14 protein-coding genes and 1 riboswitch are annotated in these 13,173 nt (G+C 33.9%); of the genes, 3 read left to right on the top strand and 11 right to left on the bottom strand.

Annotated elements, in window-relative coordinates:
• Positions 1 to 76: 76 nt before the first annotated feature.
• From NGI30_RS05540 to NGI30_RS05550, 3 genes are read right to left on the bottom strand one after another with little or no spacing between them, the layout of a single operon-like run.
• Positions 77 to 1,228: a toxic anion resistance protein gene (locus NGI30_RS05540; RefSeq protein WP_251516917.1), complete on the bottom strand. Its 1,152-nt coding sequence runs from the start codon at positions 1,226 to 1,228 to the stop codon at positions 77 to 79.
• A gap of 23 nt (positions 1,229 to 1,251) precedes the next feature.
• A complete protein-coding gene (locus NGI30_RS05545) occupies positions 1,252 to 1,872 on the bottom strand; it encodes a 5-bromo-4-chloroindolyl phosphate hydrolysis family protein (RefSeq protein WP_251516914.1) in 621 nt (206 codons plus the stop codon).
• 13 nt (positions 1,873 to 1,885) lie between these two features.
• Positions 1,886 to 2,155 carry an acylphosphatase gene (locus tag NGI30_RS05550; protein ID WP_251516912.1) on the bottom strand — a complete coding sequence of 90 codons (270 nt, stop codon included), beginning with the start codon at positions 2,153 to 2,155 and terminating at the stop codon, positions 1,886 to 1,888.
• A gap of 267 nt (positions 2,156 to 2,422) precedes the next feature.
• On the opposite strand from NGI30_RS05550, the gene msaA reads away from it, so the two are divergent.
• The 3 genes from msaA to NGI30_RS05565 all read left to right on the top strand — a co-directional run bounded on the left by msaA (position 2,423) and on the right by NGI30_RS05565 (position 4,360).
• Complete coding sequence (msaA, locus tag NGI30_RS05555) at positions 2,423 to 2,728, top strand: regulatory protein MsaA (RefSeq protein ID WP_251942966.1); 306 nt, start codon at positions 2,423 to 2,425, stop codon at positions 2,726 to 2,728.
• A 184-nt stretch (positions 2,729 to 2,912) separates the two neighbouring features.
• Positions 2,913 to 3,113, top strand: a complete 201-nt coding sequence (gene cspA, locus NGI30_RS05560) for a cold shock protein CspA (RefSeq protein WP_002507639.1) — start codon at positions 2,913 to 2,915, stop codon at positions 3,111 to 3,113.
• Between the two features lie 284 nt (positions 3,114 to 3,397).
• Complete coding sequence (locus NGI30_RS05565; RefSeq protein WP_251942968.1) at positions 3,398 to 4,360, top strand: NAD(P)H-dependent flavin oxidoreductase; 963 nt, start codon at positions 3,398 to 3,400, stop codon at positions 4,358 to 4,360.
• Between the two features lie 107 nt (positions 4,361 to 4,467).
• Here the strand turns inward: NGI30_RS05565 and lysA are convergent, their stop codons facing one another.
• The 8 genes from lysA to NGI30_RS05605 form a co-directional block, all read right to left on the bottom strand.
• Positions 4,468 to 5,733 (bottom strand): diaminopimelate decarboxylase, encoded by a 1,266-nt coding sequence (lysA, locus tag NGI30_RS05570; RefSeq protein WP_251942970.1) that lies wholly within the window; start codon positions 5,731 to 5,733, stop codon positions 4,468 to 4,470.
• A gap of 3 nt (positions 5,734 to 5,736) precedes the next feature.
• Entirely contained in the window at positions 5,737 to 6,810 is a 1,074-nt protein-coding gene (locus NGI30_RS05575) for an alanine racemase (RefSeq protein ID WP_251516901.1), read from the bottom strand.
• Positions 6,810 to 7,964 carry an amidohydrolase gene (locus tag NGI30_RS05580; protein ID WP_251516899.1) on the bottom strand — a complete coding sequence of 385 codons (1,155 nt, stop codon included), beginning with the start codon at positions 7,962 to 7,964 and terminating at the stop codon, positions 6,810 to 6,812. Before NGI30_RS05580 ends, NGI30_RS05575 begins: the two co-directional genes overlap by 1 nt.
• A gap of 191 nt (positions 7,965 to 8,155) precedes the next feature.
• Positions 8,156 to 8,875: a 2,3,4,5-tetrahydropyridine-2,6-dicarboxylate N-acetyltransferase gene (dapD, locus tag NGI30_RS05585; RefSeq protein ID WP_251516897.1), complete on the bottom strand. Its 720-nt coding sequence runs from the start codon at positions 8,873 to 8,875 to the stop codon at positions 8,156 to 8,158.
• Between the two features lie 23 nt (positions 8,876 to 8,898).
• The gene (dapB, locus tag NGI30_RS05590; RefSeq protein ID WP_251942972.1) at positions 8,899 to 9,621 is read right to left on the bottom strand and encodes a 4-hydroxy-tetrahydrodipicolinate reductase; all 723 of its coding nucleotides are present in this window, start codon (positions 9,619 to 9,621) and stop codon (positions 8,899 to 8,901) included.
• Positions 9,618 to 10,505, bottom strand: coding sequence for a 4-hydroxy-tetrahydrodipicolinate synthase (dapA, locus tag NGI30_RS05595; RefSeq protein WP_251516893.1), 888 nt, complete (start codon positions 10,503 to 10,505; stop codon positions 9,618 to 9,620). The genes dapB and dapA overlap by 4 nt, the downstream gene beginning before the upstream one ends.
• Position 10,506: 1 nt before the next feature.
• Positions 10,507 to 11,496 carry an aspartate-semialdehyde dehydrogenase gene (locus NGI30_RS05600; RefSeq protein WP_251942974.1) on the bottom strand — a complete coding sequence of 330 codons (990 nt, stop codon included), beginning with the start codon at positions 11,494 to 11,496 and terminating at the stop codon, positions 10,507 to 10,509.
• A 50-nt stretch (positions 11,497 to 11,546) separates the two neighbouring features.
• Positions 11,547 to 12,749, bottom strand: coding sequence for an aspartate kinase (locus NGI30_RS05605; RefSeq protein ID WP_251942976.1), 1,203 nt, complete (start codon positions 12,747 to 12,749; stop codon positions 11,547 to 11,549).
• Positions 12,750 to 12,838: 89 nt separating this feature from the next.
• A riboswitch (Lysine riboswitch) is annotated at positions 12,839 to 13,017 on the bottom strand.
• Positions 13,018 to 13,173: the final 156 nt, after the last annotated feature.

A 13,173-nucleotide genomic window follows, 5' to 3' on the forward strand; every position in this document is an offset into this window, starting at 1 on the left:
TACTTATGTATCTTAAATATTTAGCATACAAAAAGAAGCACGAAATCTAATTTTTTAATAGATTTCGTGCTTTGCTTTAATATTTATCTGTTATACGATGTTGTTGTTTCACATCGATGAGGTGCTCTTGTAATTCTGATTCTAACGATTGTAAATCAGATTCAGCTTGTTTTCGTTTATTTCTACCATCTTCTTGGATTTTTAACGTTTGTTCTATCGTTTCAATAATATCACTTTGCGTTGTTTTTAAAGTTTCAATATCTACAATACCACGCTCATTTTCAGTGGCAGTTTCAACCGCATTTTGCTTTAATAGCTCTGAATTTTTCAATAACAAATCATTCGTCGTGTCAGTAACTGCTTTTTGAGCAGAAACTGCATTACGTTGTCGCATCAATGTTAGGGCGATTGACATTTGATTTTTCCATAAAGGAATACTAGTTAATATTGAACTTTGTATTTTTTCAGCAAGTGCTTGATTCACATTTTGAATCATACGAATTTGTGGGGCAGTTTGAATCGCAATTTGTCGAGATAATTGTAAGTCATATACACGTTTATCTAATCGATCTATAAATTGTTCCATATCAGATGCAGCTTGCACATCCATTTGGTTCCCCGTAGATTTTGCTTTGTCCATTAATTTAGGCACTTCTTCTTCTTTTAATTGTGCCTGCTTTAACTTAGCTGCTTCGATATATATAGACAACTCATTAAAATAATCTTTATTCATATCATATAGTTCATCTAACATTTCAACATCTTTATTTAAATTGCGTTTATGCTTATCTAATTCAATAGAAATGCGATCAATTTGAGAGCCGACAGATTGCATTCTAGAAAAAATTTCATTTGCCGATGCTTTCGTACGTTTGAACAATCTTTTTAATTTTGATTGGTTTTGCTGATTGAGTTCATCAGGGTTTACAGACTTTAACTTACTCATTAAACCATTAAGTGATTCACCGACCGGTCCAACGTCTCCCGTTTTTACTTCATTTAATATACGATGAGAGAAATGTGACATACCTGATTGAGCTTGTGTACCATAATTTAATAATCCTTCGTTATCCATTGGTTTTATACTTTTACTGAGTTGTTTAATTTTTTCTTGTTCTTCTTCTGAAAATTGTTGTCGCTGTTCTATAATATTTGAATTGTCATTTGAATTATTATCAATATATTTATCCAATGGGTGTGAATTTAATAAGTCGTGTTCATCTGGCATCTTTCTATCACTCCGTATAAATATTATTTGTGTCGTTTTTGTTCCATTTTATTTACTTCAATTTCAACGTCTAATTTATTAAAGTCGCTTTCATTTACTCTTTTTAAATCGGCTACCATCGTTCTTCTAACTTCTTCTAAAGTAATACGTGTTTGTTCGAGCTTCTGCTTTTCTTCTTGTGATTTTTTTGGGGATTTAGCTAATCTCGTATATGATTCTATTAAGATTAAAGCATTATCAATATGTGAATAGAAAAAGCTTTCCACATTGAAAAATATAGCCGGTTGTTGTTTCACTGATAAGAAAATTGCACGTGAAATTCGGTATATATCATTAATTTGTTTAAAGTCTTTTAACGATCTTATATTGACAAATGATTTTAAAATGCGCTTATTCTTTTCTTGAACTTGCTTTAATTGATTTTTAACAAATAGGTAATCTCTTCTAGATAATCCAATTTCTTTTAAATACTTTCTTGAAGTTAAGCGTTGGGTAGGGAAATAGACGAATAAAAAAGTTAATGCTGAAATTAAAGCATCAAAAACCATTTGAATTTCAAGTGCAAACACACTAACAATCCAAGCAATTATTGCAATAGGAAATCCAATGATTACTCCCAAAAGTCGAGAAATATTATATCTCAATTGTCATCTTCCTTTATATCGATTTAAATTTTGTCCATGAATTTGTCGTATCCAATACATCTATCGTATAATCCTTAACTTTAGAAACGGGTGAAGCTCCATTTACAACTGCATCTATAAATGCATTTAAGTCTTCCTCTTCACCTTGAGCATATATTTCAACGTAATTATCTACGTTTTGTACTGTACCTACAATTTGATATCGCTTTGCAATCTTAGCAGTATAATATCTAAAACCGACACCTTGTACAGTACCAAATACTTTAATATGCTTACATTGCATATAATCACCTCTTACCTTCATTATACGAAATTTAACAGTTCAACACTAATAATTGCGTTTATAAAGTATCTAGGCATCCGTCAAAAGTATGAGCCGTAAAACTTGATTTTACATTGTATGTCGTTACAATATAAAACATAATCTAATGGTATCCGTAAATAACGAAATGATAAACAATTTGATTAATTATAATTGAATAATGAAGTAACAAGTCAATTCTCAAAACTACCAAGTTGACTTTGCGCCGAATATGAAAGGGTGGAAAAAATGTGGACTGTAACAAAAATTCGCGCAGATTATGAAGGATGGTGGTTATTCGATAATTGGAAAGATCAGATTATAGAATATTACAACTTCGAAACGTATAACGAAATGATAAATAAATATATTGAACTCATTGAGTTAAGTAAAGATAAATATGATAATCATTTAGTTGGCAAACACAATATTCATGCATTTTTTAACAATTGTGATTTAAAATTTTGTGAAGACTGTGATGAAGATCTTCAAATATTTTATAGTTTTATAGTTCTAAAAAATAATGAAGTTTATTATAATTTGCCTCTTTATTAAAAATTACTTTTTTAATATTTGTATTGCATTTCACCTCAAAATGCCTTATAATACGTATTAAGCAATTGTTTTATTCCATATTGCAAAGAATATTGTGTGACAGATAATAGCTGTGAAATTGTATTTTTTGTAATATGCGAATAACGCATATTGAATGAATTTTAGTCTTGGAGGTTTCACAGTTATGAAACAAGGTACAGTAAAATGGTTTAACGCTGAAAAAGGTTTTGGTTTTATCGAAGTTGAAGGAGAAAACGACGTATTCGTACACTTCTCAGCTATTAACCAAGAAGGTTACAAATCATTAGAAGAAGGTCAATCAGTAGAATTTGAAGTAGTTGAAGGCGACCGCGGTCCTCAAGCTGCAAACGTTGCTAAACTATAAATATAAATTGAAATATTGATTAGACAAAGAGCCTTCTTTAAGGTTCTTTTTTTATTATAAATATAAACGTTGTCAATTTATAATTTAGATACAAATTTTTTTAATTGACAAAGAGTCTGAAACATTTTTTGTTTCAGGCTCTTTTTAATATATATTGCTTCATATCAATCTAAATACTATAGGTACATAAATTCGTACTATGTTAATTAATATTGCCTTCTTCAAATCACAAACTTACTATATTACTATCTCATTTATCAGATTAAATAAAGAAGGGTAGATATATGAGAAATAGAGTAAGTGACATTTTAAATATTGAAAAACCTATTATTCAAGGTGCGTTAAATTCTTTAACAAATCCAGAATTTGTTGCCGCAGTAAGTGAAGCAGGAGGCCTCGGTATTATGGGGCCTAATGCTGGAGAAGCAAGAAATACGCGTTCGGCAGTTGAAACAACAGAACGGATGAGAAAGGAAATTAGAAAAATTAAAGCGCTAACTGATAAACCTTTTGCATCTACAATTATGGTGAATACACGTATGAACTTTACTTATCGTATTGTAGATATGCTAATCGAAGAAGAAGTCCCTGCAATTTTAGTGAATGAAATACTAGATGAAACAATTTATAATAAAATTAAAAAACATAACATCAAAATTATATACCGTCCGATTACTCCTACAACCGAAAAAGCCAAAGCTGCAGAAAAACTAGGTGCAGATGTCTTTGTAGCAACAGGTTTTGACGAAGGCGGTTCTGTACCAGAGCGAATTATCGGCACATTCTCAATAGTACCGATGATTGCCGATTCGATTGATATTCCAGTAATTGCTGCTGGTGGGATAGGTGATGTTAGAGGAGTTAGGGCTGCATTTGCACTCGGCGCTGAAGCAGTATATATAGGTAGTGCCTTTATTCCAACATATGAAAATCCAGCTGCTAAAAATGTAAAACAGTATATCGTAGATTCAAAAGCTGAAGACATTCTTCTTTTTAGAAGCGAACCTGCTTATTATCGTTCACTTCCTGGCAAATTGGCACACGAGTTGGTCGAAATGGACAAAGCTGGTGCGACAAATGAAGAATTAGCCAAACATATGGGTGCAGGTAAAAAAATGCGACTAGGCATGGTAGAAGGTGATACAGATAACGGTTATGTTTCTGTGGGTACCGGAATAAGTCCAATAAAATCTATTCGAAGCGTTAAAGAAGTAGTAGATGATTTGATGCAGGACTTTAACGATTAAATATAGAGGTTGAGTTGAATTGTTAAAACCCATGAAAAGTTTTATAGTAACATCTTTTCATGGGCTTATTTTATATTCATAATTCAATCAATAAATGTATTTTATATTTATTTTGTATCATTAATAATTAATTGGCGAAGTGATTGACGCTTAATAACTTCTCTAGCTTTACCATCCTTAATAAAGAAGACTGAAGGCTTTTGCATTTGATTGTAATTTGAAGCCATAGAATAGTGGTAGGCACCTGTTGATAATATTGCTAAATAATCTCCACGTTGAACAGAACTTGGTAACTTCGCATCTTTAATAATAATATCTCCAGACTCACACAATTTACCAGCAATCGTTACTGTTTCATCCGCTTCCTCATTTCTATTTACTAATAATGCTTCATACTTTGCATCATATAGTGCAGTACGAATATGATCACTCATACCACCATCAACGGATACATATTTATTTACATTCGGTATTTCTTTAATAGTACCAACCTCGTATAAAGTAATGCCCGCTTCACCAACAATTGATCTTCCTGGTTCAATACCAATTTCTGGTACAGGATAGCTTAATTCTTCTGTAATTTGCTTGATTGCATCTGTGATTTCAGCAATACCTTCTTCGATAGGGAAACTAACATCACCCTTGACATATTTAATACCGAATCCACCACCTAAGTTAAGTAAATCAACTTCAATGTCATTTTCTTTTAACCATTGTAATACTAAACGGGCAGTTTCTATCATTGCTTCCGTTCCTTCAATTTGTGAACCAACATGGAAGTGCACACCTTTTAATGATAAGTGCTTAGAAGTTTGAACTTGTTCTACAGCTTGTTGTGCTAAACCATGCTTAATAGATAAACCAAACTTGCTATATTCCTGACCAGTTTGTATAAATTCATGTGTATGTGCTTCCACACCAGGATTCAAACGAATAACAACATTCGTAGTTTCACTCGCATAGCTATCAATTAAAGCTATTTCATCTAATGAATCAATAACGATATAACCGACTTTATTTTCTAAAGCATAGCGGATTTCTTGTTTCGTCTTATTGTTACCGTGGAAGTGAATATGTTGAGGGTCAAACCCTGCAGCAAGTGCTGTATATAATTCACCTTCAGAAACGACATCAAGTTCTAATCCTTCTTCCTCAACTAATTTCACCATTTGTAAACATGTAAATGCTTTAGATGCATATGAAATATTATATTTTAAACCACTTTTCTTAAATGCATCGTGGTAACGTTGCATCTGATTTCTTATTTCTGTCTCATCATAAACAATTGTTGGTGTACCAAAACTTTGAGCGACTGTTTTAAGGCTTGTACCACCCATTGTAAGTTCACCGTTATTATTATATTCAGTTACCATAATTTATCTATACTCCTTTATTAATGAATCGTGATTCATTGCACTTAATTGTTCGGAATTTGCACCTACACCTTTAAAGGTATATTCGTCCACGCGTATGTCATTACTGTATAATGTAACTTCATCTTGCGCTTGAACTTGCTCATCAACTTCGACAAACATATGGCTCATCATCAAGGCTCGAATAGGGTAGCGTTTGCCATTGATAAGTGCTTCATGTTTAGCTCTTGATTTTAAAATGCCATCGCCATAACCAACATCAACCACCGCCAGGCGAGTTTGATCATTTTGCGCTTCAAACGCAAAGCTATATCCACAAAAATCTCCGGCATTAACTTCTCTTATTTGAATAATATTACCTTTGACGGTTAGAGACTGGCGAATCTCGTCTTCGTTTATTGTACTATACGGTCTTGAACCATACAAAGCAATACCGATTCGAGCATGTGTGTGATGGGGGAGGACGTCATTTTCTCTATAATAACTGGCGCTATTTTGGGCATGTATCATCTCAAATTGATAGCCTTCACTTAATAAAGTTTCAACTACATCTAGCCATGCTTGACGTTCAATTGAATATTCAGGTACATCAAATTCATCTGCATAACCGAAATGTGTCCATAAACCTGCAATTTTCATTTTATGTACATTATTATTTTGAGCATGATGTTCTAACACTTCTTTAATTTCTGAAAGAGATTTAAACCCAGAACGATGTAATAGATTTTCAAATTCTAAGTGTACATGAATATCACGTAAATCTTCTAAATGTTCATAGTAAAATGATAGGGAAGGTAAAGTCATGTGAATATTATGTTCACGTACCTTGTCAAACTCGTAAACTGCATTCATCAAAAATATTGTTGCATTTGGTGCTAATGCACGCACACGAATAGCCTCTCTTAAAGATGTCGTACTAAATGTATTGATACCTGCTCGTAAAAACTGTTGTACAGCAAATTCTAAACCATAGTGATATGCATTATTTTTAACTACAGCCATAATAGAATTTCCTTTAACAACGTTTACTGCATTTTTATAAAATTGTTCTGTATCTACCGACCAAATCGCAGTCATTAACCATGCACCTCATCATAAGTTGATAATATTTGTTCATAATAATCTGCTATACGAATGAGCATATGCTCATTAAAATTCAATGTAGCAGTATGGAGACCTGTTACAAATCCTTTTTCTTCATCTCTTGTACCTACAAATACAAAGTAACTTGGAGCCATACGTTGATAAAAGCTAAAATCCTCACCGAATAAAAATGGAGTTGGTTTATCAATGATTTCCAAGTCTGAGCTTTCTAAACCTCGAACCACATGTTTACGTAAAGAAGGATCATTATACGTAGGCGGATAACCTTCTGCAAATTCTACTCTACATTCAACATTAAATAGCAAAGCAACACTTTCAGAAATTTTGTTCATTTGATTTTTAACAATTTCTAAATCCTTTTCATCATAAGTACGGATTGTGCCTTCTAAATAACCGTGACTAGGGACAGTATTAATCGCTTCACCCGCTTCAAAGTGCCCCATGTGTACAATGTTACGTTTTAATCCATTTAAATGATATTGTTGAATTTGTCCTACTTGAGTCAACACGTGTTGTAACGCTTCACCACATGAATGACCTTGTTCTTTATCAGCTACATGACTAGATAGGCCATGTAAGTAAAAACGGTATTCTGTTGCACTTGCAGTAATTTCTTCATCTCTAATTACAACTTTTCCTTCATTTTCAAATGGGTTAACGTGAACACCAAACACTGATTCAATAGGATACTTATCAAATGCGCCTGCTCGAATTAATCGATTCGCGCCGCCACCTGTTTCTTCAGCTGGTTGAAAGATAAAAACGACATTTTGCGGTAATGTACCTTGATCTGCCATAGCTTTACAACGTTTAACAAATAACATTAACGCTGTAGTATGCCCATCATGACCACACGCATGCATCACATTGTCTGTTTTACTTTTATATGGCACCTCATTTTCCTCAAATATAGGTAGCGCATCTATATCTGCACGAAAAGCAATAGTATGGGTACCGTTTCCTGGTAAATATGCGATGAGACCTGTTTCTAATGGTCGTTCATATTCGATTCCGTATTCATCTAAAAATTTGGCAATATATGTAGTTGTTTCAAATTCATGCAAGCTCAATTCTGGATGTTGATGTAAATGACGTCTATGTTTAGTTACAAATTCTAATTCGTTCATGGTTATCAGATCCTTATAAAATAATATTCAATTGAAAATAGGTATCACGTTTAATCAATACCATATTTTTATGTATAAAAATTTAGAAGCCAATAGGGTGGGGCATTTAAAAATAAGTCATTGCTTATTTTGGATTAGAGTCCGCCCCGACCTCAATTGCTTCTAATGTGTTTTGACTTTAGCTTAAAGTATTAGTCATTTAATTTTCTTAATGCAGATACAATTTCACGTTTAGAATCTTCCACTTCGTGAGATTGCTTGATAACTTTAGCTGGCGTACCTGCAACAACTGCGCCTGCTGGAACATCTTGCGTTACAATAGCACCCGCTGCAACGATGGCACCTTCACCAACTGTTACACCTTCAAGTATTACTGCATTTGCTCCAATTAATACATTATCTTCAATAACAACAGGAGAGGCACTAGGGGGCTCAATCACACCAGCTAATACTGCACCTGCGCCAACGTGTACATTTTTACCAGTTGTCGCACGACCGCCTAAAGCAGCGTTCATATCAACCATTGTACCTTCACCGACAACAGCACCAATATTAATTGTTGCGCCCATCATGACTACAGCACCATCTTCAATGATTGCTTGTTCGCGTATGAATGCGCCTGGCTCAATACGTGCATTTGTATTTGTTAAGTCTTTTAAAGGAATTGCTGAATTACGACGATCCATTTCGATTTCTAAATCTTCAATAACGTTTTGGTTTGACTCATAAAATGCTTTCCAATCATCTGATTCACAGAAAATAACTTTCGAGTTATCTCCACCAAATACTTTGAAGCTTTCTGGGAATTCAACGCTTTCAAAGTTCCCGTTTGCATAAACTTTAAGTGGTGTAGATTTTTTTGCATCACTAATATATTGAATAATTTCCTCTGCTGATAAATGTTGTACCATAAATTTAAACACTCCTTATTATTTTATAAATTATCAAATGTGTAATATGCATTAGGTTTATTTACTAATTTCTCTGCGGCACCAATGGCACCGTTTGCAAAGATGTCTTTAGACTGCGCACGATGTGTAATTTCAATCGTTTCATCAGTACCTGCGAACAATACATCATGTTGGCCTACAATCGTGCCACCACGTACTGCATGAATACCGATTTCGTCTTCAGTACGTTTATCTGTTTTTTCGTGACGGTCATACACTGGCGTAGATTGTTGTCTCAGTTCCTTTATAACATCATATAACTTCACCAAAGTGCCACTTGGTGCATCTACTTTTTTATTGTGATGCGCTTCAATTAACTCAATATCAAAGTCTTGTAATAGAGGAACTGCCGCTTCTAAAATCTTCGTTAACGCATGTACCCCGTAACTCATATTCGCACTGAAGAACACTGGCATATCTTCACTTAATGATTTTAATTTATCGATTATTTGTTCTTTTTCTCCAGTAGTAGCAATTACTAAAGGTAAGTTAAATTCTTCTTCTAACAATGGTAATAATAATTCTGGGTTTGAAAAATCAATCGCCACATCAGCATCTTTAGCATCTGCTATGTGTTCAACAGTAGGGTAAGGATATGATTTAGAACTATCCCTAACAATAATACCTACAATTTTATGACCATTTTCTTCTGCTAAACGTGCAACACGTTGGTTCATTGCACCATATCCGATTAATAAGATATTCATCCATTGTCACCTGCTTTATATTGTTCGTATGCTTGTTCTAATTGTTGACGCTCATTATCTTCTAATGGAACAAGTGGAAGACGTAATTCATAATTGCCGAATCCTTCTACTGTAGTTAATACTTTGATCGGAATAGGGTTCACATCGACAGCAAGTGCATCTAACAGCGTTTCAATCGGTTTAAAGTCTGATGCTATATCTTTACCATTTTTACTATCATCATAAAGAGATTGGAATGCTTGAGGAATCACATTTGCGACCACCGAAATTACACCGTGTCCGCCTCTGTTATAAAACTCAACAACATTGTCATCATTTCCACTTAATAAAGTGAAGTTATCTAAATCTACACGTTTTTTAACATCTTCTAGGAACTCAAAATCGTTCGTAGCATCTTTTATCGCAACAATATATTCATTTTTACTTAGAGTTTCTACAGTTTCAGCTTCAATTGTCATATTCGTTCTTGAAGGCACGTCATATAATACAACTGGTAATTTCACAGCATTTGCAATTTTTGTAAAATGTTCAATTAAACCGCGTTGATTCGTTTTATTATAATAGGGTGTAATTAACATAATGCCATCTGCACCTAACTCTTTAGCACGAATTGATGCTTGAATTGACTTTTGTGTACTGTTTGTTCCTGTACCTGCGATGACTGGTACATTACCATTGACTTCGTTTACAACAACTTCAAGAATGCGATCTTTCTCTTCATCTGACAAAGTTGGATTCTCTGCTGTTGTACCATTGACAACGATTGACTTTGCGTTATTTTCTAATAAGTAACTAACGTGCTTTCTTAGTGCATCATAATCAACCTCATTATGTGTAAATGGTGTAATTAACGCTACACCTACGCCTTCAAAAATGTGTCCCATATTATTTTACTCCTTTCAAACTCTTTACTTGTTCAAGTATTTGTACGGCATTGAGTGCTGCACCTTTCAATAAGTTGTCTGAAGTACACCATACATGGAAAGTATTATCTAATGATTCATCGCGACGAATACGACCTACAAAGATTTCGTCTTTACCTGTTGAGTGAATAGCTAATGGATATTCATTTTTCACAGGATTATCGATGAGAACAACTCGATTATCTTTTTCAAATAATGATTGAATTGATTCAACCGTGGCTTCATTATTCAAAGTTACACTCATGTGTACACTGTGACTATCTTGTACGGGTACACGTACACACGTTGCAGTCACTTTTAAATGATCATCGTGTAAAATTTTGCGTGTTTCGTCTATCATTTTTTGTTCTTCTTTTGTATACCCATCTTCTAAGAAAATATCTATATGTGGTAAAACGTTATTATAAATAGGGTGTGGATACGCCTGTGGTTCTCTACCATTTGCTCCTTCAGCTAAGTCCTCTTTACCTTTAACCCCCGAGCCTGATACCGCTTGATACGTCGTATATGCAACACGTTGTAAACCGTATGCCTCTTGTAACACCTTTAACGGAACAACTGATTGTATTGTTGAACAGTTGGGGTTAGCGATAATCTGTCTATCAAGTACGGGTTCATTGACTTCAGGTACGATTAAATCAATACCGTCTGTCATTCTCCATTGACTTGAATTGTCAATAACTATAGCGCCAGCTTGCTCAAAAATAGGGGAGAAGTGTGCACTTGTACTACCACCTGCACTCATTAATACATAATCAAAATGCTCACTTGCTGCCTCATCTGTTAGTTCTTGTACAGTATATGTTTTTCCTTGAAACTCTATTTCTGTTCCTGCTGATCTTGCTGATGAAAATAATACTAATTCATCATAAGGAATATTTTTACGATCTAATGTTTGTAACATATTTCTTCCAACTAAACCTGTTGCTCCAGCTACTGCTAATCTTGTCATAGTTCTACACTCCATTTTCTATTATTTAATTTTGTTGAAATTAGGAAAATTCAGATTTCGAAAGCTTGATATAAAGCACTGACAGCACGTTTACCATTGTCAGCATCAATTACACACGAAATACTTATCTCTGAAGTTGTTGTTTGGTAAAACTCAATATCGTTTTCAATCAATGTGATAAATGCTTTTGATGCAACACCTGACATATCACGCATGCCTGAACCTATTAATGAAATTTTTACATAATCTTCGTTAATTTTGAAATCTAAAGCGTTAAATTGTTCAGTTAATGATTCTAAAATTTTTGTTAATTGAATAGCATCTGTATCTTTAAATGTGAATGACATTTGCAGACCTTCTAAATTAACAATTTGCGAAATCATGTCGACGTTGACGGCGCCTTCTTCTAATTTATTAAATAATGCTGTTAATAAGCGATCATCTGGTAGGGGATAACTAATCGTAACATGCATCATATGTGTATCTAATGCAACCCCTGTAACGGCTTTCTTTTCTAATAATTCTGTTTGAGACATAATCCATGTTCCTTTCACATTTGATAAAGTTCTGCCTAAATATAGCGGTATATTATAATTATGAGCGAGTTCGACGCTTCGTGTTTCTAAAACACCTGCACCTAAAGCACTCATTTCCATCATTTCTTCATAAGATACGTATTCAAGTCGTTTCGCATCCTTATAAACACGAGGGTCTGTAGCATAAACACCATCAACATCAGTGTAAATTTCACAAGGTGTATTATTACTCGCTGCTAAAGCTACTGCTGTTGTATCTGAACCACCACGTCCAAGCGTTGTAATTTCCATATCTTCGTTAACACCTTGAAATCCTGCAATAACCAATACATCATTGTCCTCAAAAGCTTGATTAAATGTTTCAGGATTTATTTCTGCAATTCTACTCTTTAAATGATGTCCAACAGTTTTGATACCAGCTTGATATCCGGTCATTGCTCTTGCATTAACGCCGATATCATTTAATACCATCGACATATATGAAACTGTTTGTTGTTCTCCAGTCGTTAAAAGTAATGCAAGTTCTTGTTCCTTAGGTTGAGTCGTTAATGAAGAAACATTGTCCATAAGTTGATCGGTCGTTTTACCCATCGCACTTACAACGACAATGAGTTGCTCGCCATTTTCGACCCTTTGTTTTAACATACCAGCGATATTTTTAATTTTTATAAAATCACTTACAGATGATCCACCAAATTTCAAAACACTTCTTTCCAATTACATATCCTCCTCATATCAGTAGGGGAGAATCACAATAATATAAAAAAAGAACATGTTCGGAATGCGAACCTGTTCTAAAATTTATATACAAGTGATGCACTCCATTATTTAACAATAATGACAGACTCTCAGCTCTTAACCATAAAGTCCAACATGTTATAAACTGCTATTATAACTGTTTCGGCATCTCACCCTTTCAAAATTAGCTGCTAGCAGGCAGATACTTCTAAAATTTACTCATGATTGATGCGCCTCATCAATAATTATTTAATTGTTATTTATGGTACTTATTATACATACAGGCTATAGTACTGTAAACTGATTTGAGCAAATTTTTTAAATAAACTGAAAAATTTGTGATTTAAAGTATGAAAGTGCTCAAAAGGTATATATTGTATATGCGGATCAATGGATTTGCTTT

The organism is Staphylococcus sp. Marseille-Q5304 (assembly GCF_943737015.1).
Classification (GTDB): domain Bacteria; phylum Bacillota; class Bacilli; order Staphylococcales; family Staphylococcaceae; genus Staphylococcus; species Staphylococcus hsinchuensis.

Bases quoted from the DNA above. Each gene is read 5' to 3' on its own strand.
- NGI30_RS05540 (WP_251516917.1), bottom strand. From the start codon at position 1,228: ATGCCAGATGAACACGACTTATTAAATTCACACCCATTGGATAAATAT.
- NGI30_RS05550 (WP_251516912.1), bottom strand. From the start codon at position 2,155: ATGCAATGTAAGCATATTAAAGTATTTGGTACTGTACAAGGTGTCGGT.
- msaA (WP_251942966.1), top strand. From the start codon at position 2,423: ATGTGGACTGTAACAAAAATTCGCGCAGATTATGAAGGATGGTGGTTA.
- cspA (WP_002507639.1), top strand. From the start codon at position 2,913: ATGAAACAAGGTACAGTAAAATGGTTTAACGCTGAAAAAGGTTTTGGT.
- NGI30_RS05565 (WP_251942968.1), top strand. From the start codon at position 3,398: ATGAGAAATAGAGTAAGTGACATTTTAAATATTGAAAAACCTATTATT.
- lysA (WP_251942970.1), bottom strand. From the start codon at position 5,733: ATGGTAACTGAATATAATAATAACGGTGAACTTACAATGGGTGGTACA.
- NGI30_RS05575 (WP_251516901.1), bottom strand. From the start codon at position 6,810: ATGACTGCGATTTGGTCGGTAGATACAGAACAATTTTATAAAAATGCA.
- NGI30_RS05580 (WP_251516899.1), bottom strand. From the start codon at position 7,964: ATGAACGAATTAGAATTTGTAACTAAACATAGACGTCATTTACATCAA.
- dapD (WP_251516897.1), bottom strand. From the start codon at position 8,875: ATGGTACAACATTTATCAGCAGAGGAAATTATTCAATATATTAGTGAT.
- dapB (WP_251942972.1), bottom strand. From the start codon at position 9,621: ATGAATATCTTATTAATCGGATATGGTGCAATGAACCAACGTGTTGCA.
- dapA (WP_251516893.1), bottom strand. From the start codon at position 10,505: ATGGGACACATTTTTGAAGGCGTAGGTGTAGCGTTAATTACACCATTT.
- NGI30_RS05600 (WP_251942974.1), bottom strand. From the start codon at position 11,496: ATGACAAGATTAGCAGTAGCTGGAGCAACAGGTTTAGTTGGAAGAAAT.